This is a genomic window from Bradyrhizobium ganzhouense (assembly GCF_049949285.1).
In the GTDB taxonomy this organism is placed as follows: Bacteria; Pseudomonadota; Alphaproteobacteria; order Rhizobiales; family Xanthobacteraceae; genus Bradyrhizobium; species Bradyrhizobium ganzhouense.
In genome coordinates this window covers 377,701-403,113 of record NZ_CP181318.1, presented here as the reverse complement: position 1 = coordinate 403,113, position 25,413 = coordinate 377,701, and the positions used below count along the sequence as shown (strand labels likewise).

The following is a 25,413-nucleotide window of genomic DNA, read 5'->3' as shown; positions in this document are numbered from 1 at the left end:
ACGACTAGAGTTTTGACGGGCATGCCTTCGCACGAAGGCATGCCCGTTTTGCTTTGGGAGGTGATGTTTTCGCGTCGCTATCGCCGGCCAACGGGTCCGCGCACAGCGCGGCCTGACGATAGGCGCCGCGAAGCAACCCAATCGTTCCCTCGATCCGGATCACCCCTCGGAGGCAGCCCACCTCCGGACACTGACGGGATACCGCTTCGATTCGGGGCGACCTCAGCTAGTGCGCGCAGGAGACCGTCATCAATCCGTGATTTGACATTTAATTCATATTTGTAAAATCTGACAAAATGCAGGCCAAGGCCCTTCCCCAGGACCGTATCCTCGACGCCGCCATGCGCGTGTTCCGGCGCCACGGCTTCCGCCGCTCCTCGATCGAGCAGGCGGCGGAGGAGGCCGGACTGACGCGGCAGGCGCTCTATCATCACTTCGCCTCCAAGGAGGCGCTGTTTCGCGCCGTGCTCGAGCGGCTCTATGAGCAGGGGCTCGCTGCCGAAATCGCGGCAGCGAAGGCGGCGGAAGAAGCGGGCCTCGAGCTTGCCGACATCCTGGTCGCCGAGATCGGCGCGCGGATGCAGTCGCTGCTCGCGTCGCTCAAGGACTCGCCCCATACCGACGAGCTGTTTTCCGAGCACCTCGCGCAGGCGCGCGACCTCTACCAGAGCTATTCCAACCGTTTCGCCGACGAGATCGCAACCACGATCGCGCGGGTGTGCCGCAAGCGAAAGCTCACGCTCGAAAGCGGTGTCAGCGTGCGCGAGCTCGCGCGCTGCGTCGAGATGGCGATCAAGGGCACCAAATCCGCTTTCCCTTCCATGCAGCCGGTCGACGCGTTCCTGAAACAGCTCGAAACCATGCTGCGCATGCTGATCGCCGGCGCGATGGCGCCGTCCGCGAAGAAGTCCCTACGCAAAACGGGAGTTCGAAAATGACCACCACGACCATCAATGGAAGGCCTCTGGTGCTACCCGACGATCCGGATGCGCTCTTGATCGACGTGATCCGCGATGGCGGCCTCACCGGCACCAAACTCGTCTGCGGCTCCGGCGTCTGCGGCGCCTGCACTGTGCTGCTCGACGGCACACCCGTCGTGAGCTGCCTGTTGCCGGCGCAGGCGGCCGCCGACAAATCGCTGACGACCATCGAGGGCGTCGGAGCAGCCGGATTGCATCCGGTGCAGAAGGCGTTCATGGCGCACGACGCCCTGCAATGCGGCTTCTGCACGCCCGGCTTTGTCGTCGAAGCCACCGCCTTCCATGACAGCTGGCGCGCGACCAAGGGCGCGGCGACACCCTCGCGCGAGGAGATCGCCGCCACGCTATCGGGACATCTCTGCCGCTGCGGCGCCTATGAAGGCATCTATCGCGCCGTCGCCGAAGCATGCTCGGGCCGCTTCGACGGCAACGATCCCATCGCGCCGCGGTTGGAAGCCCGCGACAAGGTGACGGGACTGGCCCGCTACACCGTCGACATCCACCATGACGGCCAGCTCGAAGGCGTCATCCTGCGCGCGCACGTCGCGCATGCGAGGATCACCGGGCTTGATCTGGCGCCGGCGCGCGCCATTGCCGGTGTTGCCGCGGTCGTTCCGCTGCTCGACGATGACAACATGATCCGGTTCGTCGGCGCGCCGATTGCAGCAGTCGCGGCCAAGGATCGCCGCACCGCACTGAAGGCAATCGCCGCGATCACCTTCAAGCCCGAGCCTTTTCCCGCGGTGATCGGGCTCGATGCAGCGCGACGCGACGATGCGCCCGTCGTGTTCGAAAAGAGGGACCGCAAGCGTGCCGGCAACGTGTCCGAGGGCGCCGGCGGCGCTCCGGTGTCGTGGAAGGGCAATGTACGCGGGCCTTCGGCGCCGTTCTCGCAGAAAGCCAAGCAGGCCAAGAGCTGGCTTGACGAGGCGCGCCAGCAACGCAATCCGCTGCTGGTCGAGGAAACCTTCCGCGTCTCGACGCAACAGCACGCAAGCCTCGAACCACATGCCGCCGTGGCCAGGTTCGATGGCGATCAGCTCACCCTGCACATCTCGACGCAAGCCATTCACGAGAGCATGGAGAAGATCGCCAAGCGCTATGGCCTTCCGCACGACAAGGTGCGTGTGATCGCCGATCATGTCGGCGGCGGGTTCGGCTCCAAGGGCAGCATTGGGCTGGAGACCATCGCCGCGATCGAGCTTGCGCGCGCCGCGAAGGCGCCGGTGCGTGTCGCCTTCGATCGTGAAGAGGAGCTTTCCGTCACCGGCTATCGTCCGGCCGCCGAGCTGAAGCTGTCCTTGCTGCCTTCGACGGAAGGCCGCCTCAAGGCGCTGTCGCTCACCGCGCATGCCGATACCGGCGCCGCCGTGAACTCGCTGATCGCCGGCCTGGCGCGGCTGATCTATCCGGCCGAAGCAAAAGAGCTCGTCGACTTCGACGTGCTCAGCAATTTGCCGCCCGGCGCGCCGTTCCGCGGCCCCGGCGGTCCGCCGATGGCCTTTGCGCTGGAGCAGGCGGTCGACGAAGCGGCGTTGCGCATGAAGGTCGACCCGATTCACCTGCGCAAGCTCTGGGACCCCGATCCCAACCGCCAGCGATTGTACGACTGGGCCGCCGGCCTCGACGTCTGGAAGAACCGCAAGCTGGCCGCCTCGCAGACCGGCCGCTACCGGCGCGGCGTCGGCGTCGCCACCGGCTACTGGCTCTATCTCTGGCAGACCGGCTCCTCGGTCGAACTCGCGGTCGAGGGCGGCCGCATCGTCGCAAGCTGCGCGGTACAGGATATCGGCACAGGCACGCGCAGCGTGATCGCGAACACCGTCGCGAAGGCGTTCGATCTCGAGCCGCAGGATGTGGAAGTTCGCATCGGCCGCTCCAACCTGCCGCCCGGTCCGGGCTCCGGCGGTAGCCGCGTCACCGCTTCGGTGGTGCCGCCGACCTTGTTCGCCATCGACAAGCTGAAAGCGGAAATCAAGCGCACCGCGTCTCGCACACCTGCTCCGGGCTCGAACGCGCCGTGGCGCGAGATGATTGCGGCTTCTCCCAACATCGCCGTCTCGGCGAGACGCCAGGAGGACGGCAAGCCGCCGCCCGGCGTCAGGCCCGCGCTGCACGAGGCGGGCATCATGGGCCGGGTGTTCGGTTGGGTGCTGCGCCTGATGAACCACATGGTGGTCGGCGCCGGCGTGCCGAGCTCGGTGCAGGTGATGGAAGTCGAGGTCGATACCTGGCTCGGCCATGTGCGCGTGCTGAACGCCTATACGGGCCTCGCGATCGGCAAGCTCGCCGCGCCGACGCTGGCGCGAAGCCAGGCCGCGGGCGCGGTGATCCAGGGCATCGGCTACGCACTCTATGAAGCGCGGGAGACCGATCCTTTGAGCGGCCACATCCTGAGCGGCAGCATGGAGGATTACCGCATTCCTGGGATTGCCGACATGCCGAAACTGGAAGTGCATTTCGACGAGGCCGGTTTCGAGCATGTGCCGGGCGGCAGCGTCGGCATCGGCGAAGTCGCCACAGTGCCTACCTCGCCCGCGATCGCCAACGCCATCCGCGATGCGATCGGCGTGAGGTTGACCGAAATTCCGTTCCGGCCCGATCGCCTGGTGGCCGCGCTGAAAGGGAGGGATGCAGCATGAGTGTCGCCGTCATGACCGCCAAGCCCACGCCTGAATTCCGCGCCGGAGGCACCGACTTCAGCGAACGCCGCCGCAGCGGCGTGTCGCAGGGAATGCTGATCGATATCTCGGCCACCGGCTACAAGGCGATCACCTGGGACGCCGACGGAGCAGCCCAGATCGGCGCACTTACCACCATCGCCACGATCGCGACGGACGCGCGCATCGCCGCTGCCTATCCCGGCATTGCGGCGAGCGCGCAAGGCCTCGCCACGCCACAGGTGCGCCAGGTTGCAACGCTCGGCGGCAATCTCGCGCAGCGTTCGCGCTGCTGGTATTTCCGCCGGGCCGACATCGATTGTTTGAAGAAAAGCGGCAGCACCTGCCCTGCCCGAACAGGCAATCATCTCTATGGCGTTGCCTTCGATCTCGGCGACTGCGTCGCGCCGCATCCCTCGACCATGGCGGCGGCTCTGCTCGCCTATGATGCGACCATCACCACGGACCGGCGCAGCGGATTGACGATTGCCGACCTGCTCGGCGATGGCTCGGTCTCGCACGCCGATCATACACTCGCGGCAGGCGAGATGATCAAGAGCATTGCGCTGCCTGCTCCGCTTGCGGGCGAGCACGCTTCCTACAAGCGGGCGATCAGCCGGACCTATGCGGAATGGCCGCTAGTGGAGCTCTGCGCCCGCGTCGTGATCGCCGGCGGCAAGTTCCAGCTCGTGCGTCTCGCTGCCGGCGGCGTCGCGCCCGTGCCGCTTCGCCTCACCGCCGCAGAAGTCGCGCTCAGTGGCAAGGTTACCAATGCGGCATCGATCGCAGAAGCGGCGAAAGCGGCGACCTCGGGTGCCAAACCATTGCCGATGACGGCCTACAAGCTCGATCTTCTGCAAGGGCTGGTGCGCGACGTGCTGGAGCGGCTTTCGGACTAGCTGGTCGCGCACGCGGCGAAGAGCTCGGCACCGATTTTGCCACTGGCCGCCTTAATGGTTTCGTAGCCGGCGCGAGCGCGGGCACCGTTCTTGCGGGGCATGCCGGCCCCACAAGGCGGGAGGGAACGGAGAGAGCGGCCGAACTCGATCAACCTACACCCATCACGGTCTACTCGCCTGAGCGATCTGACAGCCGCGCGCGGATGTCCGGCTTCAGCACCTTGCCGACCTTGGAGCGCGGCAGATCGTCCCAGACTTCGATCTGCTTCGGTGTCTTGACGCTGCCGATCCGCTGCTTGACGAAGGCCGCCAGCGCCGTCGCATCGACGCTTTGGCCGGCGCGGGGCTGCACGACGGCGACGATCCGCTCACCCCATTTCTCGTCCGCCAACCCAATCACGGCGCAATCCTGCACCGCCTCATGCGCCCGCAGCGCGTTCTCGACCTCGATCGAGTAGACGTTGAACCCGCCGGTGATGATCATGTCCTTGGCGCGATCGACGATATAGAGATAGCCGTCATCGTCGATGTAGCCGATGTCGCCGGTGTGGTGCCAGCCATGCGCGGAGGCCTCCGCCGTGGCCTCGGGATTCTTGTAATAGCCCTCCATCACCAGCGAACCGCGGACCACGATCTCGCCGCGAGCGCCGGTCGGCAGCAAATTGCCGTCGCCGTCCATGATGCCGGCCTGCACCAGCGGGCTGATCCGCCCGGCCGAGGCGAGCCGCTCCATCGCGATCGTGCCGTCGGCATTGTAATGCTCGCCAGGTGCCATCATCGAGATCATCATCGGCGCTTCGGTCTGACCGAACAACTGCGCCATCGGCCCGATACGCTGGAGCGCCTCCGCAAGCCGCGCGGCCGAGATCGGCGCCGCACCGTACCAGAAGCATTGCAGCGACCCGAGCTTCGCGGAGTCGAGCTTCGGATGATCGAGCAGCATGTAGATCACGGTCGGCGGCAGGAAGGTGTGCGTGACACGGTAGCGCTCGATCAGATCGAGGAATTCGACGATGTCGGGGTGATGCATGATCACGATGCGGCCGCCGAGCGCCATGATCGGGAAACACAGCACGCCGGCCGCATGGGTCAGCGGCGCGAGCGCGAGATAGACCGGACGTCCCTTGAAGGGATAGCCCATCAGCGTCAGTGCCGTCATGGCCTCGATATTGCGGCCCGCCAGCATGACCCCTTTCGGCTTGCCGGTGGTGCCGCCGGTGCCGGGAATCATCGCGAGATCGTCGACCGTCCCGCGTTGATAGTGGTCGTCGGAGAGGCCGGCGAGCCAACTCTCGAACGAGGGCGCGAAGGATAACTCAGCATCGAGGCAGACGAGGGCGCGCAGCTTTGGCAGCTCCGCACGCACCGCCTCGACCATCGGTGCGAAGCTTGAATGAAACAGCAACAGGCTGCAGTCGAATTGCTCGAGGATGAGCCGGTTTTCGGCCGCCTCGTTACGCGGATTGATCGGGCACCAGACCGAGCCCGCGCGGGAAATGCCGAACACGCAAGCAAACGCGACCGGATCGTTGCCGGAGAGGATTGCGACCTTCTCGCCGGCGGCAATACCCGATCGCGCGATCCCGCGCGCGACGCGGTAGCTCAGCCGCTGCACCTCGCCATAGCTGAGGTCGCGTCCGTCCATGGTCAGGCACGGCGCATCAGCGCCGAGCGAGGCCCCTTTGTCGAGGTAATCGATGAAGCGCATGATCAACACCCGAAGCGGCAGCGGGTGACGCGGAGGACCGCGCCACCCGCGATTGACTTAATCGTGCACGGTCAGAACAGGCTTGCTGACCAGCCCGAAGCTGCGCAATTGCCCGAGCAGCTCGTGATGGCCGAACGCCTGGCAGCCGGAGGCGAAGCCCACGCGCTTTGGCGGCTGCTGCAGCAGGTGCGCCGCGGCATAGGCCTGCAACATGCCGGTCTGCTTGTAGTTGCTGTTGCCGTAGATGATGCAGTGTGCGCGCCCTAACGGGCCGGAGGCATACACCGAATCCAAGGACTTGTTGACGCGCGGGTTCTCGCGCGGCGGCATGGTGTTCATCACACCGGCGGCGGTCTGCGCCAACGCGGCGTAGCGGTCGTCGGGGTTCATGTCCTTGGTCGCCTCCAGCGCGGCGGCGACGATCTGCGGCACGCCCAGCATCAGCGCGCGATTGAACACGCCGCCCAGCACCTTCACGTTGGCCACGCGCGGATCGCGCTTGAACCACACCGGGTGCGAGGTGCCGCCCCAGGGCAGCGCCAACGCCAGCTCGTGCTGGCCGGGGATGGCGAGGTTGTAGAGGCCGGCATCGGGCTGGTGCTCGACGTACTTGTTCTGCTCCAGATAGTAGGCCTTGGCCATCGCGGCGTTGACCAGGATGGTCTGCGTCGATGCGATGGTCGGGCTGCCACCCCAGAACACGGCGATATCAAGCGTGTCGAGGCCGGGCGTCTCCAGGCACAGCTGCGCGGCGATCTCGCCGGTGGTGTACATCTGCGCGATGCCCGGCGCCAGCAGTAGCCCGGCATTGGCGAACTTCGTGCCAAACTCGTGCTCGAGCGTGATCAGCCAGTCCTGCTCGCCGGTCGTGTCGGTGTAGTGGCACTTGGAAGCGAGGCAAGCCTGCACGACCTCGCCGCCGAACTTGGCGAAGGGGCCAACGGTGTTGAGCACCACCGAGGCGCCCTTGAACAGTTCAGTCAACGCGGCCACGGTGTGCGGCACCTTGACCACCTCGTAGTCGGCGGTCTCGATGCCGGCCACGTTCGACTTCATCGCGGCGTTGAGCTTCTCATTGCTGCGGCCGGCGGCGATGAAGGGGATGTTGTATTCGCGCAAGTATTCGCAGACCAGCCGGCCGGTATAGCCGGAAGCGCCATAGACGATGACGGGCTTCTTCTCGCTCATTGCGTTCCTCCAAAATGCTTGTTGTCGGCTTTGTTGTTACATGCCCATACCGCCATCGACCGGCAGGCCGATGCCGGTGATGAAGCGCGCCTCGTTCGAGCACAGGAACACCGCGGCATCGCCAATGTCCGAGACCTCGGCGAGCCGGCCGAGCGGGGTCTGCTCCACCACCGAGCCGACTGCGGCGTTGACGTCAGGCGCGAGCCCGACCTTGACGATGTCGTTGGCGAGCTGCATGCCCATGTCGGTCGGGATCAAGCCCGGATAGATGCAGTTCACGCGCACGCCGAAGCCGAGCTTGCCGGCTTCCATCGCCCCGACCCGCGTCATGCGGTCGACCGCGGATTTAGTGCCCGAATAGACCGCGATGCTCGGGAAGGCGATCGTTGCCGCAACCGAGGCGATGTTGACGACGGCGCCGCCCTTGCCGGCCGGCCCGCCCGGGCGCATCGCGCGGAATGCGTGCTTCATGCCGAGCACGGTGCCGACGATATTGACGTCGCACATCCGCCGCGCGTCCTCGGCCTTGACCTCGGAGATCAGCGACGTGATCTCGATGCCGGCATTGTTGATCAGAATGTCGTAGCCGCCGAGGGTTGAGACCGTCGCGGCGACCGCCCGCTCCCATTGGGCGTCATCGGTAACGTCGAGCTGGACGAAGCCCGTTGCGACGTCTTCCTTCGCGATAGCGGCTGCGCTGGCGCGGCCGGTCTCTTCGAGGATGTCGGCAATCATGATCGCGGCGCCGGCTCGCGCCAACGCCTGCGCGATGGCCGCGCCGATTCCTCGCGCACCGCCGGTGACCAGGGCTTTCCTGCCTGCAAGGCTCTTCCCACTCATGACGCACTCCTCCGTTGCTGGTGATTGATCGTTTCGTGCTGCGCCCATCGGCGCGCACCAGATCGATGGGCGCAGGCCTTTCGGCGGCACCCAGCGAAGCGTTCCTCCATGGTCGGACGTCTTGACGACTGTCCAAATTCTTGGTGCGAACCTCCGCCAGAATCTTGACACTTGTCAAGAACGAATTTGACAGTTGTCAAAGGAAGTGGTTGTTCGGGGATAGAGCATTCCGCGGTCGACGCGGTATAAGTCCTTGAAAGAACGGGACTGAGGAAGGGACGAGATGGCGCGGCAGGTGACGGGAGCGGCCCGGCGTGTGGCTGATGCGGCCGAGGTGCTGCGCGACGAGAAGTTCAACGCGCGGCGCGTCGAGCTTGCCGAGGCCGCGTTAGAGACGCTTGGAGAGCTCGGCTTCGCACGCACCAGCCTGCGCGAAATCGCGCAAAACTCGGCATTCACGCACGGCGTGTTCCACTATTATTTCAGCGACAAGCTCGACCTGATCTGCTGCTGCGTCCGCCACTACAAGGCGAAGTGCGTGACGCGATATGACGATGTCGTCGCGACAGCAGCGAGCCGCGACGAATTGACGGAGGGTTTCCTCGCCAAGCTCGCAGCAACGCTGCAGAACGAAGCCCGTATGCACCGCCTGTGGTACGATTTGCGCTCGCAGGCGATGTTCGAGGCGGCCTTTCGCAAGGATGTGCTCGAGATCGACAAGAGCCTGGAAGCGATGATCTGGCGCATCGCCTCCCGCTATGCCGAGCTCGGCCGCAAGCGGCCGGCGTCGTCGCCGGCTGCGCTCTATGCGCTGTTCGACGGTCTATTCCAGAGTGCGCTGCTCAAGCACCTCGCGGGTGACAAGACGGCGATTCCCGAACTGCTCGACGAAGTCCGGCGCCTGCTGCCGACGGTCTGCTGAAGCGCACGAGCAGCGCCGGCGAAGGTCATGGAGTTTTGAGCGGGCATGCCTTCACGCGAAGGCGTGCCCGCTTTGCTTTGACGGCGGTCAGAGCGACGGCTGCTTGGTCTTGCGCAGATAGGGCAGCACGGTGACGAAGCTGCCAAAACGCTTCGCAGCATCCTCATCCGAGACCGACGCCGCGATCACGACATCTTCGCCCGGCGCCCAGTCGGCGGGTGTCGCAACCGGCAGCCTGGCGGTGAGCTGCATGGAATCGATGACGCGCAAAATTTCCCGGAAATTGCGCCCGGTCGTCATCGGATAGGTCAGCACCAGCTTGACCTTCTTGTCGGGGCCGATGACGAACACCGAGCGCACCGTCTGGTTGTCGGCCGGCGTGCGCCCTTCCGACGTGTTGCCCGCAGAAGCCGGCAGCATGCCGAACAGCTTGGCGACATTGAGGTCGCGGTCGGCGATCATCGGATAGTTGACCGCATGGCCCGTGGCCTTCTGGATGTCGCCCTTCCACTTGTTGTGGTTCTCGACCGGATCCACCGAGATGCCGATGATCTTGACGTTGCGCTTGTCGAACTCGCTCTTGAGGCCGGCCATGGTGCCGAGCTCTGTGGTGCAGACCGGCGTGAAATCCTTCGGGTGCGAGAACAGCACCGCCCAGGAATCGCCGATCCAGTCGTGAAAACGGATATCGCCGTCGGTCGTCTGCGCTTCGAAATCCGGCGCGATGTCATTGAGTGCGAGTGCCATGTGTGATTTCCTTTCTTTGGTCGTTCGGTCGCGCGGCCATTGCGCACCGAAAATGCCAGGCGACTTCACGCGTCTGGAAATTGGGACGACGCGCGGCACCTGCTTGATTTTGCGACTGAAATCCGGCCAGGGTAGACAGCCCTATAATCAGGGTGGTTGATTTCTGCGCCCGGCTCGACCGAAAGTCATGGTGTCGTTCTAAAAAAGTTCTTAAGCATCACCCCATGGCCACGGGTTACATCATCGGTCCGTTCCGACTTGATGGAGACGCTGCGATCCTGTTTCGGGGCAGCTCTCCCGTCGCGCTCGGCCAGCGCGCCATCGCCGTGCTCCGCGTGCTCGCGGAGCGGGCGGGAGCGCCGGTCTCCAAGGATGCGCTGATCAAATCCGCCTGGGCCGGCCTCATCGTCGAAGAGAGCAATCTCCCGGTCCAGATTGCAGCGCTGCGCCGGGCGCTCGGTGAAGAGCCCGGTGGCGAACACTGGATCGAGACCATGCCGAAATACGGCTATCGGTTTGTCGGCCCGGTGAGCCTCGATAGCCAAGCCTCCATTGCTGCGTCGTCTTCCGCTGCGACCGAAGCGCTTCCGTTTCCGGTCCAGCCGGCCGTCGCGGTGCTGCCGTTTCAGAACATGAGTGACGACCCCCAGCAGGAGTATTTCGCCGATGGCGTCGTCGAGGAAATCATCACAACGCTGTCGCGGTTTCGCTCGCTGTTCGTCATCGCGCGCAATTCCAGCTTTACCTACAAGGGCCGCTCCGTCGACGTGAAGCAGATCGGACGCGAACTGGGCGTCAGCTTCGTGCTCGAAGGCAGCGTGCGCAGATCGGCCGACCGGGTGCGCATCACCGCCCAGCTGATCGATGCGTCGACCGGTGCGCATCTGTGGGCAGACCGGTTCGACGGCGCGCTCGCTGATATCTTCGACTTGCAGGACCAGATCGCGCGGCAGGTGGTGGGCCTGCTGGTGCCGAAGCTCGAGCACTCCGCGATCGAGCGCGCCAAGCGCAAGCCGACGGAGAGCCTCGGCGCCTACGAATATTATCTGCGCGGCACGGCGGCGATCTACCGCTTCACCATCCGCGAGGCCAATGTCGAGGCGTTGCAGATGTTTCGGCGCGCCATCGATCTCGATCCGGAATTTGCGGCCGCCTACGGCATGGCCGCCTATTGCTACGTCAAGGACAGGACCAACCGGTGGCCGACCGACGATCTCGCGCGCGACATCGCCGAGACCGACCGGCTGGCGCGGCATGCGATTCGTCTCGGCAGCGACGATGCGCTCGCGCTGGCAACCGGCGCCGGCGCGCTGGCCTATGTGGTGCGCGATCTCGACACCGGCGCTGCCTGCATCGACCAGGCGCTTCAAGTGAATCCCAATATGATGTGGGCGTGCTACTTCGCCGGCTTCATCAAGAGCTGGATGGGCGAGCCGGAGGCAGCCACGTCGCATCTCGCTTTGGCGATGCGCCTCAGCCCCGTCGATCCCTTGATGCCGCTGATGCAGGTGGCGATGGCGCACGCGCATTTCTTCGCCGGCCGTTATGGCGAGGCGTCCTCCTGGGCGACGGCGGCCTTGCGCGGCACGCCAAGATTGTTGCCGGCGCTGCGCATCGGTGCGGCGGCGGATGCGTTCGCCGGGCAGATGGAGCCGGCGCAGAAGGCGGTGGCCCGGCTGCTGCACATCAATCCCGACGAGCGCGTCTCCAACCTCGAAGCCATATTCGGACCCTACCGGCGGCCGGACGATGCCTGGCGGTACGGCGAAGGTCTGCGGCGGGCGGGCCTGCCGGAATGATGCCTTCGCACGAAGGCGTGCCCGGCTTCATTTTGCGCGATGATGTTTCCGCATCGTCATTGCAATGACGGCGTTGAGAGAGCTACGCGCTCAGTAGCGAGCGATTACGCCGCGGTCGCCGGCGGCAGCGCCAGCACCGAGTAGATCGCCTGGGCGTCGCGTGAAGCGCGGAGCTTCTTGGCGATGTCCTGGTCGCGCAGCAGGCGGGCGATGCGGGCGAGTGCCTTCAGATGATCGGCGCCGGCGCCTTCGGGGGCGAGCAGCAGGAAGACGAGGTCGACCGGCTGGCCGTCCATCGCCTCGAAATCGATCGGGCGATCGAGCCGGGCGAACAGGCCGAAGATCTTTTCCAGCTTGGGCAGCTTGCCGTGGGGAATGGCGACGCCGTAGCCAACCGCGGTGGTGCCGAGCTTCTCGCGCTGGAGCAGCACCTCGAAGACGGAGCGCTCGTTCTGACCGGTCAGCTCGGCGGCCTTGGCCGCGAGTTCCTGGAGCGCCTGCTTCTTGCTGTTGACCTTCAATGCCGGGAGAATCGCCTCCGGGGCGACCAGATCGGTAATCGGCATGGAAGTGTTCCGAGGTGAATTAAACCGTCAGGTTCCGAATTGGCCGGCTCGATCAGATCGAGCCCGGCCGGCGTCAAGAAGGTGAAGCAGGAGGCGGACTTAGCCCCGATCCTGATGTGGGGCGCTTCTACTCCAACGCAATCCCGGTGCCAACTCCCGCGTGCGGCTTTGCCACGGTCATTGTTAAGACCTGTGGTTGATACGGGGGCACCCTAGCCGCCCGGTTTGGCACCCGGCGGGTCGATCCAGCCGACATTGCCGTCGGCGCGGCGGTAGATGATGTTCACCCGGCCCGAGGAACCGTGCTGGAATACCAGGCAGGGTGCTCCGCTGAGGTCGAGTTCCATGACGGCTTCGCTGACCGACATCTGCTTCAGCGACGTCGTGGCCTCGGCGATGATCACGGGGCTGTAGCCGGTGACCTCGTCCTCATCGTCACCCTCGCCAGGGGCCTCCAGTACGTAAGCCGTGGCGTCCATGGCGGCCAGCGCCGCGGAGGCGACGTGGGCCTTGCGGGCCGAACGGTCCTTGAGCCGGCTCTTGTAGCGCTTGAGCCGCTTCTCGATCATCAGAAGCGCCTGGTCGGCGCTGGCATAGGCGTCCTGCGCGTTCGAATCGGCTTCCAGCGTAATGCCGGAATCGAGATGCAGCGAACAGTCGGTGCGGAAACCGAGGCCGTCCTTGCTGAGCGTGATGTGGCCGGAATAATTGCCGTCGAAATATTTGCGCAGGACCTCTTCGGTCCGATCGGTGACGCGGCCGCGCAGGGCGTCGCCGACGCTGACGCTCTTGCCCGAGATTCGAAGAGTCATCTGATGCCTCGCTTGGTTTTAAGTGCCCAGCTTGGATCGGTCTTGGTGGGACAGTGAGAGTAGCGCGATTTCGCGCCAGCGCAATCAGGCCGGCTCGGTGTTGCGGGAGCGATCGGGCATTGCGGTGGAAAGGACGTTACCAAGAGCGCTCTGCTTGTCACGACGGCGTTGCACCGAGGACGGAATGCGCATGGCTTCGCGGTACTTCGCGACCGTGCGGCGGGCAATATCAATGCCCGAGGCGCGCAAGCGTTCCACGATTGTATCATCCGACAGGATCGCAGCCGGCGCTTCCGAATCAATCAGCTGCTTGATGTGGTGACGCACGGCTTCGGCGGAGTGCGCCTCGCCGCCGTCGGCCGAGGCGATCGACGCCGTGAAGAAATATTTCAACTCGAATGTGCCGCGATTTGTCGCCATGTATTTGTTGGCGGTGACGCGCGACACCGTGGATTCATGCATCTGGATGGCGTCGGCAACGGCCTTCAGATTCAGCGGCCGCAGATGCGCGACACCATGGGTGAAGAAGCCGTCCTGCTGGCGCACGATCTCGGTCGCAACTTTCAGGATGGTGCGGGCGCGCTGGTCGAGCGCGCGCACCAGCCACGTCGCGTTCTGCAGTGCGTCGGTGAAATACGACTTGTCGCCGTCCTTGCCTTTCTTCTTCGACAGCTCAGAATAATAGGTCTGGTTCACCAGCACGCGCGGCAAGGTGTCGCTGTTGAGCTCGACATGCCAGCCGCCGTCCGGACCCGGGCGGACATAGACGTCTGGCACCATGGTCTGCAGCCGCGCCGAGCCGAACTTCATGCCGGGCTTGGGATTGAGGCGGCGGATCTCGCCGATCATGTCGGCGATGTCCTCGTCATCGACGCCGCAGAGCTTGCGAAGAGCGGCGATGTCGCGCTTGGCGAGGAGATCGAGATGCTCGACCAGCGCCTGCATCGCCGGATCGTAGCGGTCGAGCTCGCGGAGCTGGATCGCCAGGCATTCGCTCAAGTTACGCGCGCAGACGCCGGGCGGATCGAATTTTTGCAGCACGGCAAGAACGTCCTCGACGTCCTTTTGCGTCGCGCCGAGACGCTCGGCAGCCTGGCCGAGATCGGGCGGCAGATAGCCGGCCTCGTCGACGAGGTCGATCAGGTACTGCCCGATCATGCGCTGCGCCGGGCCGGTGAAGGCAACCGAGAGCTGCTCGGCAAGATGGTCACTGAGCGTGGTTTCCGCGGCAACGAAGGCTTCGAGATTGTAGTCCTCGTCACCGGAGGCGCCGCCGCCCCATTCCGTGTAGGTGGTCGGCGCGGCGTCCTGGGCGTTGCGCGCCGCCGCCTCGGCGGGCTCCTCGGAGAAGACGTTGTCCAGGCCCGTGTCCAGGGTCTGCTCGATCTCGGCGCGGGTGCCGAGATCCTTGCTCATCCATTCTTCCTGGCCGGGCTCGAAGGCGTTGCCGCTGCCGCCAAAGCCGTCATCGGCACCATGACCGTCACCTTGGCTGCCTGAATCATCGCCATCGCGGTCGCTGAACTGGCCGGCCTCGGCCGGGGCTTCGCCGCCGGGGGCCTCGTCATTGGCCCGCTCCAGCAGGGGATTACGCTCGAGCTCTTCTTCCACGAAGGTCGTGAGATCGAGATTGGACAATTGCAGCAGCTTGATCGCCTGCATCAGCTGCGGCGTCATGACCAGCGACTGCGATTGCCGGAACTCTAATCTCTGCGTAAGCGCCATCTAACAAGAACCGTTCCCGAAAATTGGTCCGATTCTTGCTTATCTTAGTCCTGGCCCGATGTACACGCCTTGACGAAATGGAAAAAAGGGCTAGAGGCGGAATTCCTCGCCAAGGTAAAGGCGGCGCACATCCGGATCAGCGACGATCTCGTCCGGGCTGCCCTCAGTCAATATCTCACCGGCATAGACGATATAGGCGCGGTCGGTGAGACCGAGCGTCTCGCGCACATTGTGGTCGGTGATCAGCACGCCGATGCCGCGATTGGTGAGATGGCGGACGAGGTCCTGAATGTCGCCAACAGCAATCGGGTCGATGCCGGCGAAGGGCTCGTCGAGCAGCATGTAGTTCGGACGCGTTGCGAGCGCGCGCGCGATCTCGACGCGGCGGCGCTCACCGCCGGACAGCGCGATCGACGGCGATTTCCGCAGGCGCGTGATGTTGAATTCGTCGAGCAGGGAGTCGAGCTGCTGCTCGCGCTTCTTGCGCGAGGGCTCGACCACTTCGAGCACGGCGCGGATGTTCTGCTCGACGGTGAGGCCGCGGAAGATCGAGGCTTCCTGCGGCAGATAGCCGATGCCGAGCCGCGCGCGCTGATACATCGGCAACTTGGTGACGTCGTGGCCGTCGAGCTCGATCGCGCCGCGATCGGCCTTGATCAGCCCGGTGATCATGTAGAACACGGTGGTCTTGCCGGCGCCGTTCGGGCCGAGCAGGCCGACCGCTTCGCCGCGCCGCACATAGATGCTGACGCCGCGCACAACCTGGCGGCTGCCAAAGCTCTTTTCCACGCTATGCACAGCCAGGAAGCCCGGCCGCCGCAACAGCTGCGGTCCGCCGGTGCCGTTGGACCTAGCGGCAGGCTTCGCGCTGGATTTGGCTTTGGGCGGTTGAGTGGCCGGCTGACGCGCCCGCGGCGGCGCCTCGACGCCATAGGGGTCCGAGGCCTGCATAGGCTGGTCACGGGCAATCGGCGGCGCGTCGCGCACTGGGCTCGCCACCAAGCCGCCGACGCTGTCACCGAGCGCGGTGATGTCCTGACGGGCAAATCCTGGCCGGCCGCGCTTGGCGGGGCGCCGACGGAACATGCTGAATAGATCGACCATCCCCGCCTTCTAGCCTGCTACGGATCCTGCGCGGTGCTCGCGCGGTCTGCCGCGCCGGCCTCTTGCTTCGCCGACGCAGCATGAATGTAGGGATGTCTCATGCCCAGTGAAACACGCCCGAAAAGCGGCGGACCCCGTTTCGAAAGCCCTGCCGCTAGATACAGTCTCACCTAGCAAGCTTCAACCTCGGATCGGCCGCATCTGAGCCAAGCTCTTGAATTTACTTTTGTTTACCTGAACCAGGCAATTGCAAAGGCGAGCCCGCGCCAGGGGCGACCGGCGTTCCGCATTTGCCGTTCGCGCCACCCTGGGTCTGGATGAAGAGGCCTTGCACCTTGCCGCTGTCGGATTCCACCCGGGAGACGCCGGTGGTCATGTCGACCATGAGGCGGTCGCCGCGCAGCACGTTCTGGCACTGCGTCAGCACCACGCCGCCGAGCATGGTGATGAGGTTGGTCTTGGTGTCGAACACTGCGGTCTCGCCGGTGACCACCTGGTCCTTCTGGGTGACGACGACATTGCCGCGCGCTTCCAGCCGCTTGATCGAGGAGGCGCCGCCCGGCCCCGGTGTCGCCGATTGCATCGGCGCCCCTTTCTGGCCTTTTGCAGAAGCGGATTGCGCCGGCGCAGCTTGCGGCGCGGCCGCCTTGTCGCTGCTCGATTCGTAGAACACCACCAGCGTCTTCGAGGTCATGGTGGTATCGCCCTGCACGACCTTCACATTGCCCGCGAAGGTCGCTTCCTTTTTCTTGTCGCGCATCTCGAGCGAGGCGGCCTCGATCTGGATCGGCTGATCGCGGTTCTGCGAAAAGCCCTGCATCGCATTGGGCACGCCTTGCATAGTGCTTTGTGCGACGGCGGCCCCCGCCGCAATCAGCGCAACGCCACCAAGCGCGACCGCTGCGACGATGGCGCGACGCTTGCTGTCGTTGCGACGAAAAAAATGAGCCATGAAAATCACTTTGAGTTCGCAGATTTGTTCTTGGACTTCACAGGCACAGGCGCGGGCGCGGGCTGCTCGACCGGCGCTGGCGTCGCGTCATCCGTGCTGATCTTGTCCAGATGCATCACGACATTGCCTTCGAAGCGGATGACGTCGCCGCCTTCGGTGATGCGTAAGCGATCGGCAGTCAGCGTGCCGTTGGTCAGCTTGACGTCGACATGGTCATCGGAGGAGACCGTGCCCTTGGCCATGTCGACGAAGGCCGAGTTCAGCCGCGCCTCGTAGCCCGTCGAGGTGCGCAGGAAGATGTCCTTGTGCAGATCGAGCTGCTGCTGCTTGTTGTCGAAGCGGCCGGTGCGGGCATCGAGCAACATGGTCGACTGGTCTTCCATCAGCACCTTCGCGCGCAGATCAGCGAGATCGACGTGATCTGGATCGGTGATGTCCTGCGTTGCAGTCTTGGCCCAGAGCTCATAGGGCCGCTGGTCCGGCGTGAAGCCGGACATATGCGGCGATTCCATTGTGATCTTGGTGCCGGTGACCACGAGGTTTCCGGAATCGACCTTCACGGGGATCATGGTGAAAGGGTTGAGGAAGGTCGAGACCGCGACGATCGAGGCCATGGCCAGAACCACGGTCACCGGCACGGCGATGCGCAGAATCCGCACCAGGCGGCTGTGGCGCGCCGCGGTGGCAAACTTCGCCGCAAGCGCGGCGTCGTAGGTGGAAAACTGGGCCGAGTTCACCGCTGCTCCGGGGGCATCGCTTGCCTGGTCAGAAGGCTCCAATCGAGGGCGCCCCATTGTACCCGCGACCTCGGGAATATGCAGCCTTTGGAATAGGCAGCCTTGGGCACATCAGCTTTGGACAGGCCGTTACGAAAGTGTCCGAAACGGGGCGGCAACCTGAACGTAGCGGCCGCCAGAGCGCTCAGGAATGCGCGAAAATGTCCTCCTCCTCCCAGCCCTGGAGGTCGAGCAGGGCGCGGGTCGGCAGGAAGTCGAAGCAGGCCTTTGCCAACGCCGTGCGGCCTTCCCGGACCAGCATGGCATCGAGCCGCTCGCGCAGGGCGTGCAGATGCAGCACGTCGGAGGCGGCGTAGGCCAGCTGCGGCTCGGTCAGGCTGTCGGAACCCCAATCGCTGGACTGCTGCTGCTTGGAGAGGTCGACATTGAGCACCTCGCGGACGAGGTCCTTGAGGCCGTGGCGGTCGGTATAGGTGCGGGTCAGGCGGGAGGCGATCTTGGTGCAGTAGATCGGCCCGGTCATCACACCGAAGCTCTGGTACAGCACCGCGACGTCGAACCGCGCAAAATGGAAGATTTTCGTAATGGCGGGATTGGCCAACAGGGCCTTCAGGTTCGGCGCATCGGTGTGGCCCTTGGGGATCTGCACCACGTCGGCGCTGCCGTCGCCGGGCGAGAGCTGGACCACGCAGAGCCGGTCACGATGCGGGTTCAACCCCATGGTCTCGGTGTCGATCGCCACCGCCCCGGTGTAGCGGGTGAGATCAGGCAGGTCGCCGCGATGCAGGCGTACGGTCATGGCGTTTCAAACCCTCAATCGAATCAGCACTGGATCAAATTAGTGCCGGGAATGGGAACTGGCGAGGGCCGGCCGGGCTGAATATCTGCCGGTAGCCCGCGCGCCGCGATGTAGCGGCTGGCCCCAACCGGCGCAAGCGCCGGCGGCGCCTGTCTCAGCCGGCCGGCGCGCGCTCGGTTGCACAGACGCAGAGCCGTCTCGTTCGAAAGATCACGTCGTGCTGCGAGGACAATGTCTCGCAACGATCGACGACATAGCCTATGCCGTGTCCCACGGCATAGGCCATCCGTGCAGCATGGGACTCGAGCGCCTCCGTCTCGGCCATCCGGTCGTGCCAGATCCGGTAATAGGATGGTGTCCACATCGCGGCCGCGCCGCGCTTATAGTCAACCCAGATGCGGCGATGAGACACGAATTCGAAGATTGTCGCCCGTGCCAGTGCCAGGTCGGCGGGATCTGCCGTTGCGACCTCCGGACGATGAGGTGGCGGCAGGAAGATCGCATCGATACGCGTCGCAGCGTTGGCCCAATTGGCGACGTCTCGCCACTCGCCGACCGCATCGTTGAAGAAGCGATTGACGACGACATTCTGCCAGACCGCGAGCGGCCACAGCACCACACCGGCCACGGCCAAGGCCGCATAGCCGAGCCGGCGGTGCGCGACGGGCGCGCCATCCGTCACCGACCCCTGAAAGCTCATGACCAGGACCAGCGGAACGACGAGCGCGACCGCGATCCCGTTGATGCCGAGGCAAAGCACGATCAGACACCCCGGAAGGAAGGTGGTCGCGCGGTCGCTGCTCAACCAGCTTGTCGCGAGCGCCGCCACGGCAAGCCCGGCCAGCAGGTCAATCTGAGTTCCCGAACGCAGCAGCTGGAGATTGAGGACGAGATTCGCCCCGGAGAGAGACGGGATGACGATGCCGAGCGCATAGACCAGGATCGCTCCCAGATAGGCCGCCTGCAACGCCCGCGCCCGGGCGCCGAACCAGGCAAGGGCGGCGGCGCCGACAGCGATCACCGCCACCATGACGAAGATGTCGTCCAATGCCACGGACGTGATCAGCGAATGGCCGCCGTAATATTCGCGGAGATAGGCCGGATAGTCGAAGCCGGGCGGCGTTCCGAACTCGGGATTGCCGAGAACGGCGTGCAGAACCGGATAGGCAATGGGCAAAGAGATCACCAGCCCCGCAAATGTCCGCAGGCAGACGGCTCGCAGTGTCGTTTCACCTCTGAGGATCGAGGTGACCGCGACGAGAACGAGCAGCGGCGCAAGCCAGACGGCCACGAAGGCATTGACAAAGAAGGTAACGCCGCACGCAACGGCTGCCGATGTGAACCACCGACGCGCTGCGAAATAGATCGCGAGCAGGACAGTACCGTTGGCGATCTCCGAATGCGTGAAATAGTTGACGAACAGCCCGCCCATGCCGCCGGCCCGACTGTAACCGTCGAGGAATCCGATCGCGCACAGAATCAGGCTGAAGACGATCTTGTCGCGCCGCGTGACGATTCCGAGCAGCGAGGCGCAGCAGAGGAAGCCGGTGAAGGACAATAGCCGCGACAAATAGTTCAGGACGAAGAACAGGAGCTCAGTCTGTCCAACGTCCTTCTGGGTGTCGTTTAGCAGGATCCAGACGCCGGAGGCGAAGTAACGCAGCGACTGGATGAACGCATCGTCGTGAAATTGCGGCGCGTTGCCGAGCCCGGCCACGATCGGAAAGTGGAACAGGTTGTTCTCAATGCCGAACACGAAACCGGTGCGCAGCAGGGACAAGGCCGCAGCAAGCGCCGCGATCACCAGGGTCTCGACGATCGCAGGCGAGATCGTCAGCGAGCCGCCTCGGCTGGCCGCGCCGGGGCCCGACGTCGTCACACTCATCAGATCGCCGCCAGCATGATGCAGACCATCGCCGCCACGGTGGTGCGGCTGGCGCTGTCCCGGAAGGCGTAGATGATGGGATCGTCGGGCATCTCGCGGCGATGCGCGATCATCAGGGCGCGGCCGAACCAGTAGAGCAGCAAGGGCGCGAGCAGCCAGAGCATCCAGGGCCGGCTGTAGAGCGGCGTCACCGCGGAGGACGAGACGTAGAGCGCGAACACCGTCACCGCATTCATGGCGCTCGCCGCCGCCATCGCGGCGATGATGTGCAGGTCGGTGATGCGGTAGTCGCGGTTGGAGGGATCGGCGAGGCCCTCGCCCTGGCGCATGCTGAGCTCGCTGAAGCGCTTGATCAGCGCCAGCGAGGTGAACACGAACAGCGAGAACACCATCAGCCATTCCGACAGCATGACGCCGGCCGCGACGGCTCCGGCGACGATGCGCAAGCAGTAGAGACCAGCGAGCGTGACGACATCGACCAGCATCTTGCGCTTGAGCACCAGCGAATAGGCAATGGTGGTGGCAAGATAGGCGGCGAGCACGCCGAGGAAGGTCAAGGAGATGCAGAGGCTGGCAGCGACGGCGAACAGCCACAGCACAGGGATCGCCGCTAGCGCCGAGGAGATCGGCAAGTCGCCTGCCGCGAGCGCGCGATGGCGCTTGGTCGGATGCTGACGGTCGGCGGCGAGGTCGAGCAGATCGTTCAACAGATAGGCGCCCGACGCACAGGCCGAGAACGCCAGGAACGCCAGCAGCGTCGAGCCGAGCGTGGCGACATTGATCTGATGCGCGGTGATGACGGGCACGAACACCAGCGTGTTCTTGGCATATTGATAGACCCGCAGCGCCTTCGCCCAGGTCTTGAGAGTGGCGCGGCCTCGGCTTCGGGGCTCGATGCGTTCGATCGCGGCGCGATCGAACGGCAGATTGCTGCCCGCAGCAAGATCGGCCGGGGTCACGACGCCGTCAAAACCAAGATGCGCGGCGATGCCCGCGGCATGATCGGCGAAGCGGCCCGCGACCAGGAAAATCTTCGCGCCGCGCACGCGCGCCACCAGTGCCTGGTTCAGCACGTCGGCATCATAGGGAAGGTGGGCGTAGTCGAGCTCGGCGCGCGCCAGAATATCCGTGAGCGCCGCCATCCCGGCGCGTCCGCCCGCACCAAAACGGGCCAGCATGCGCGCGGGGCTCGAGAACAGCGCCTCCATCAGCAGCTCGGAGCGCAGCAGGGCGGCTTCGAGATCGATGACGAGGGTGCGGGCAGGCGCCATCGTGGCCTGCGGCGCGGCCTCACTCCGATCGTACTGCCTGACGGGCCGCTCCATCCGAAAACGCTCTGACTGACCGCGACACGGCCGGCCCAAGGGCTGGGGAGGCCGGGGAGCAGGAAAATGGACGGCCGCGAGCCTAGGGAGCATTCGCTAAGGCGGGCTTAATTCGCGGGAGGCTAGACCGAGGGCGAAGAAGCCAATCTTCTTTCAACCTGGCCTTGCATTCACACCCCGAATCCATCAGATTGGTTTTTGGCTCCCGGATGGGAGCCGGATAGAAACCTGGACTGGTTTCGGAATAGTGAGAATGGCGGCGACCGTGCCGCGCTTCCCCCTTTTGCCGGGATCGGTCCTCTATGACCTCAGAGGACCTCATGAATAAATCTCTTACCATCAAGATCAATCAGTGCGGCGAGCAGGTGGTTGGCCCTGTGCGCAAGCTCTATGGGCTGCTTCCGCCGAAGTCCGTCATTCAGCTGTTGGACGCGGATGATCTTGCGGCCAATCCGCGCTCTGCAAAGAAGGGATCCGTGACTGCCGATATCGAGGGCAGCCTCAAGGAACCCGAACTTTTCCCGGCGAAAACAAAGGGAATCTTGCTCGCCTCGTCGTCCTACAAGGCGATGGACCGCGACCGGTATCAGTTCAGTTTCGTCGATCCCGATTGTGAGGGAATCCTTGACGGCGGTCATAACGCATTTGCCGCTGGGCGACACATCCTGCGCGAAGCAGGGTTGTCAGATCGTGATCTGAATCGCATCAAGGATTGGGACGACTTCCGGACTGCCTGGACCGAGAACCGGAATGCTATCGGCGAGATTGCCGATGTGCTGGCGTTCGAAATGCCGGTTGAAGTTCAGGTGCCGGCAAATATGCACGATGAAGATCTCGTTGAGACCTTTCGTAGCTCACTTCTCGAAATCGGAGCTGCGCGCAACAACAACGTGCAGCTGACTGAGGAGACCAAGGCAAACAAAAAAGGGTTCTACGACGTTTTCAAGGAACACTTGCCGAACTCACTGGCCGACGCGGTCGAGTGGAAAACGAATGATGGCGGCCGCATTAAGGTCCGTGACGTCATCGCCTTGGCTTGGATCCCATTGTCAAAAATGGAGCTTCCTGGTGGGATCCGTGTCAATCCCAATCAGATCTACCGCAACAAGGCGGTCTGCGTGGCCGCCTTCAATAAGCTGCTGGAGCATGGCGAAGTCTCCACACCAACTCAAGGTGGGTACGAGCACACACTGCACAACAAGGCGGTGAAGAGCGCTCTCCAGATCGCCGGCGCGTTCCCAGAGCTATACGACATACTCTTCGAGGATATTCCCAACGCCTACAACAAGGCCGGTGGTAGCTTCGGCAAAATCTCGGCGGTTAAGATTTACGATCCCGAGAAAGCCGCCGAAAAAAATCCGAAGTACCTGCGTTCCAAGCCAACTACACCCTTCTACGAGAAGACTACTCAATCCACCTGTCCTGATGGATACATCGTTCCGTTGCTCTACGGGCTCCGGGCGCTCCTGACGGTCGACAAGGATGGATTGCTGATTTGGAGTACGAACCCGCAGGCATTCTTGAGCAAACACCTGGTCGACATCATGAAGAGCTACCGATTGGTCCTCGACATGGCACAGTTGGATCCACAGAAGGTCGGGAAAAATATCAGCGCTTATGAGTTCGCCGATAGCACCGTGGCCGCGGTTTACAGCGTGACCAAGCTGGGCAAAGCCGTCGCATAGCCCCTGTATCGATCGGATTGCGGCCGCTCGTGAGTAGGCGGCCCTTTCCTTTTTCCGGCGGCCCAAGAACAATTTGGAATTTCGGACGAAAGCGCTCCCCACTGACCGCAGCATGACCGGCGTTCGGCCGGGGAGCAGGAAAATGGACGGCCGCGAGCCTAGGGAGCATTCGCTAAGGGCGGCTTAATTCGGCCGGACGAATGGCGGCCGGGAGGGGTCGCGGCCAGCCTGTTGCAGGGATCCCACAATCCGGCACCCGCGCGATATACCAGCGGAACTTAAGGCCCGCGCCCGTGGAAATCGGCCGCGCCCACCCTATCTGAGCCCAGCTTCTCACCACACATCAGGTGCCATGACAGACCAGACGCTCGCCGCGCCGATCGACGATCAGCAGGAACGCCAGCGCGGCTTTTCGCGCTACCAGTCACTCCTCGTGGCGCTGCTCGCGTTCGCCCAGTTCACGATCATCCTCGATTTCATCATCATGTCGCCGCTCGGCGCCATCCTGATGCCCTCGCTCAACATCACGACCGGGCAATTCGGCGTCGCGGTGTCGGCCTATGCGTTCAGCGCCGGACTGTCGGGCATCCTGGCCGCCGGCTTTGCCGACCGGTTCGACCGCAAGCGGCTGCTGCTGTTCTTCTATGTCGGCTTCACGCTCGGAACGCTGCTCTGCGCGCTGGCGCAGAACTACCACGTGCTGCTGCTCGGCCGGATCGTGACCGGATTGTTCGGCGGCGTGATCGGATCGATCGTACTCGCCATCGTCACCGATCTGTTCGCGCTGCATTTACGCGGCCGCGTGATGGGCTTCGTCCAGACCGCCTTCGCCGCAAGCCAGGTGCTCGGCGTTCCCGCCGGGCTGTTTCTCGCCAATCGCTGGGATTGGCATGTCTGCTTCTTTGCGATCGTCGGCCTGTCGATCCTGGCGATTGCCGTCATCGCCTTCGCGATGGCACCGGTCGACGGGCATCTGAAATTGAAGCAGGACAGAAACCCGTTCCATCATCTGGTCGCGACCATCTTCCAGCCGCGCTACACGCTGGCTTTCGCGGTCACGACGTTGCTGGCGACGGGCGGCTACATGCTGATGCCGTATTCCAGCGCGTTCACCGTGAACAATATCGGCATCGACATCGCGCATCTGCCGACGATCTATCTCGTCTCCGGCCTGTTCAGCATCGTCACCGGCCCGCTGGTCGGCCGCGCCAGCGACGCCTTCGGCAAATATCCGACCTTCGTGTTCGGCTGCGCCATGACCGTCGTCATGGTGCTGATCTACACCCATCTCGGCCACGTCTCGCTGGTGACCGCGATCGTCGTCAACGTGCTGATGTTCGTCGGCATCTTCTCGCGCATGATCCCGTCGCAGGCGCTGATCTCGGCGATCCCCGATCAGAGCCAGCGCGGCTCGTTCAGCGCGGTCAGCGCCTCGCTCCAGCAATTCTCCGGCGGGCTCGGCTCGGTGCTTGCGGCTGCGATCATCTCGCAACAACCTGACGGTTCGCTGCTGCATTTCGAGCGGATCGGCTACGTCGTCGTCACGACGACGATCATCACGCTGGTCGCGATGTATTTTGTGCAGAGGTCGGTGGCGGAGAGGGTCGGGAGAAGCGTGGTTTGAGGGCAGGCTATTGCTTGACCCGGGTCGGGAAAATGAGTGACTGATCGTCGATGTCCTGGTCCGGCAGCTGATGGACACCCGCCATGGCATGCAGCTCGACCAAGGACGGCATGGCCGCGGCGGACAGCTCGACCGCGCGAGGCTGCCCCCTGAAGATCACGACAGTAGCTGCGAGCAAAGCTGCAACGACGAAACAAGCAATCAGCAATTGGCGCATATGGCGTCTCCCACGTCTATGTGGAGAACAGAAAGCTTAACAAACAATAACGACCGCTAAACGCGGGCACTCGACTCGGCGAACGCCGTTGTGACCGTTTCTTGCACGAAACGATCAAGGATGCTGGCAGCACCGAGTGCGACAACAGCAGCGAGCAGACAGGCAATAATAAAAACGCGCATTCTTTGATCCCTGCCTTTGCAGTCTAGCACGTTTCTGTCCGGATTCGTGCAGCGCCC

At 64.0% G+C, this 25,413-nt stretch carries 22 protein-coding genes; 7 read left to right on the top strand and 15 right to left on the bottom strand.

All coding sequences use genetic code 11. The features are described 5' to 3' along the window. Positions 1–296 precede the first annotated feature (296 nt). Genes ACLFLU_RS01920 through ACLFLU_RS01910 form a run of 3 tightly spaced genes read left to right on the top strand, consistent with a single transcriptional unit; the run spans position 297 to position 4,539 of the window. The gene (locus tag ACLFLU_RS01920; protein ID WP_426410686.1) at positions 297–938 is read left to right on the top strand and encodes a TetR/AcrR family transcriptional regulator; all 642 of its coding nucleotides are present in this window, start codon (positions 297–299) and stop codon (positions 936–938) included. Then, positions 935–3,622: a molybdopterin-dependent oxidoreductase gene (locus ACLFLU_RS01915; protein ID WP_426410685.1), complete on the top strand. Its 2,688-nt coding sequence runs from the start codon at positions 935–937 to the stop codon at positions 3,620–3,622. The genes ACLFLU_RS01920 and ACLFLU_RS01915 overlap by 4 nt, the downstream gene beginning before the upstream one ends. Next, positions 3,619–4,539 (top strand): FAD binding domain-containing protein, encoded by a 921-nt coding sequence (locus tag ACLFLU_RS01910; protein ID WP_426410684.1) that lies wholly within the window; start codon positions 3,619–3,621, stop codon positions 4,537–4,539. The genes ACLFLU_RS01915 and ACLFLU_RS01910 overlap by 4 nt, the downstream gene beginning before the upstream one ends. A 169-nt stretch (positions 4,540–4,708) precedes the next feature. Here the strand turns inward: ACLFLU_RS01910 and ACLFLU_RS01905 are convergent, their stop codons facing one another. From ACLFLU_RS01905 to ACLFLU_RS01895, 3 genes are read right to left on the bottom strand one after another with little or no spacing between them, the layout of a single operon-like run. After that, entirely contained in the window at positions 4,709–6,247 is a 1,539-nt protein-coding gene (locus tag ACLFLU_RS01905; RefSeq protein ID WP_426410683.1) for an AMP-binding protein, read from the bottom strand. A 57-nt stretch (positions 6,248–6,304) separates the two neighbouring features. Continuing rightward, the gene (locus tag ACLFLU_RS01900) at positions 6,305–7,435 is read right to left on the bottom strand and encodes a DUF5938 domain-containing protein (RefSeq protein ID WP_426410682.1); all 1,131 of its coding nucleotides are present in this window, start codon (positions 7,433–7,435) and stop codon (positions 6,305–6,307) included. A gap of 36 nt (positions 7,436–7,471) precedes the next feature. Continuing rightward, complete coding sequence (locus ACLFLU_RS01895; protein ID WP_426410681.1) at positions 7,472–8,275, bottom strand: SDR family NAD(P)-dependent oxidoreductase; 804 nt, start codon at positions 8,273–8,275, stop codon at positions 7,472–7,474. A 283-nt stretch (positions 8,276–8,558) separates the two neighbouring features. Here ACLFLU_RS01895 and ACLFLU_RS01890 point away from each other — a divergent pair, with 283 nt between their 5' ends. Further along, on the top strand, positions 8,559–9,197 hold the full coding sequence (locus ACLFLU_RS01890) for a TetR/AcrR family transcriptional regulator (RefSeq protein ID WP_426410680.1): 639 nt from the start codon (positions 8,559–8,561) through the stop codon (positions 9,195–9,197). A gap of 87 nt (positions 9,198–9,284) precedes the next feature. On the opposite strand, the gene ACLFLU_RS01885 is transcribed toward ACLFLU_RS01890, so the two are convergent. Beyond that, positions 9,285–9,944, bottom strand: a complete 660-nt coding sequence (locus ACLFLU_RS01885) for a peroxiredoxin (RefSeq protein ID WP_426410679.1) — start codon at positions 9,942–9,944, stop codon at positions 9,285–9,287. A gap of 224 nt (positions 9,945–10,168) precedes the next feature. Here ACLFLU_RS01885 and ACLFLU_RS01880 point away from each other — a divergent pair, with 224 nt between their 5' ends. Beyond that, a complete protein-coding gene (locus tag ACLFLU_RS01880; protein ID WP_426410678.1) occupies positions 10,169–11,743 on the top strand; it encodes a winged helix-turn-helix domain-containing protein in 1,575 nt (524 codons plus the stop codon). Positions 11,744–11,847: 104 nt separating this feature from the next. Here ACLFLU_RS01880 and ptsN read toward each other — a convergent pair whose 3' ends face one another. The 9 genes from ptsN to ACLFLU_RS01835 form a co-directional block, all read right to left on the bottom strand. Further along, positions 11,848–12,309 carry a PTS IIA-like nitrogen regulatory protein PtsN gene (gene ptsN, locus ACLFLU_RS01875; protein ID WP_008141251.1) on the bottom strand — a complete coding sequence of 154 codons (462 nt, stop codon included), beginning with the start codon at positions 12,307–12,309 and terminating at the stop codon, positions 11,848–11,850. Positions 12,310–12,521: 212 nt separating this feature from the next. Then, positions 12,522–13,121 carry a ribosome hibernation-promoting factor, HPF/YfiA family gene (hpf, locus tag ACLFLU_RS01870; protein WP_426410677.1) on the bottom strand — a complete coding sequence of 200 codons (600 nt, stop codon included), beginning with the start codon at positions 13,119–13,121 and terminating at the stop codon, positions 12,522–12,524. A gap of 84 nt (positions 13,122–13,205) precedes the next feature. Beyond that, a complete protein-coding gene (gene rpoN / locus ACLFLU_RS01865; protein ID WP_426410676.1) occupies positions 13,206–14,846 on the bottom strand; it encodes an RNA polymerase factor sigma-54 in 1,641 nt (546 codons plus the stop codon). Positions 14,847–14,936: 90 nt separating this feature from the next. After that, positions 14,937–15,950: an LPS export ABC transporter ATP-binding protein gene (lptB, locus tag ACLFLU_RS01860; RefSeq protein ID WP_426410675.1), complete on the bottom strand. Its 1,014-nt coding sequence runs from the start codon at positions 15,948–15,950 to the stop codon at positions 14,937–14,939. Between the two features lie 220 nt (positions 15,951–16,170). Next, positions 16,171–16,902 carry an LptA/OstA family protein gene (locus ACLFLU_RS01855; RefSeq protein WP_426410674.1) on the bottom strand — a complete coding sequence of 244 codons (732 nt, stop codon included), beginning with the start codon at positions 16,900–16,902 and terminating at the stop codon, positions 16,171–16,173. A gap of 5 nt (positions 16,903–16,907) precedes the next feature. Then, complete coding sequence (gene lptC, locus ACLFLU_RS01850; RefSeq protein ID WP_426410673.1) at positions 16,908–17,639, bottom strand: LPS export ABC transporter periplasmic protein LptC; 732 nt, start codon at positions 17,637–17,639, stop codon at positions 16,908–16,910. Positions 17,640–17,823: 184 nt separating this feature from the next. Further along, positions 17,824–18,438 carry a ribonuclease D gene (locus ACLFLU_RS01845; protein WP_234682484.1) on the bottom strand — a complete coding sequence of 205 codons (615 nt, stop codon included), beginning with the start codon at positions 18,436–18,438 and terminating at the stop codon, positions 17,824–17,826. Between the two features lie 154 nt (positions 18,439–18,592). After that, entirely contained in the window at positions 18,593–20,323 is a 1,731-nt protein-coding gene (locus tag ACLFLU_RS01840) for a hypothetical protein (RefSeq protein WP_426410672.1), read from the bottom strand. Then, the gene (locus tag ACLFLU_RS01835; RefSeq protein ID WP_426410671.1) at positions 20,323–21,648 is read right to left on the bottom strand and encodes a UbiA family prenyltransferase; all 1,326 of its coding nucleotides are present in this window, start codon (positions 21,646–21,648) and stop codon (positions 20,323–20,325) included. The genes ACLFLU_RS01840 and ACLFLU_RS01835 overlap by 1 nt, the downstream gene beginning before the upstream one ends. A 320-nt stretch (positions 21,649–21,968) precedes the next feature. Here ACLFLU_RS01835 and ACLFLU_RS01830 point away from each other — a divergent pair, with 320 nt between their 5' ends. Continuing rightward, positions 21,969–23,333 (top strand): hypothetical protein, encoded by a 1,365-nt coding sequence (locus tag ACLFLU_RS01830; protein WP_426410670.1) that lies wholly within the window; start codon positions 21,969–21,971, stop codon positions 23,331–23,333. A 352-nt stretch (positions 23,334–23,685) separates the two neighbouring features. Further along, positions 23,686–24,957, top strand: coding sequence for an MFS transporter (locus ACLFLU_RS01825; protein WP_426410669.1), 1,272 nt, complete (start codon positions 23,686–23,688; stop codon positions 24,955–24,957). 7 nt (positions 24,958–24,964) lie between these two features. Here ACLFLU_RS01825 and ACLFLU_RS01820 read toward each other — a convergent pair whose 3' ends face one another. Beyond that, entirely contained in the window at positions 24,965–25,174 is a 210-nt protein-coding gene (locus ACLFLU_RS01820; protein WP_426410668.1) for a hypothetical protein, read from the bottom strand. 56 nt (positions 25,175–25,230) lie between these two features. Next, a complete protein-coding gene (locus ACLFLU_RS01815) occupies positions 25,231–25,356 on the bottom strand; it encodes a hypothetical protein (RefSeq protein ID WP_426410667.1) in 126 nt (41 codons plus the stop codon). Between the last annotated feature and the right edge of the window lie 57 nt (positions 25,357–25,413).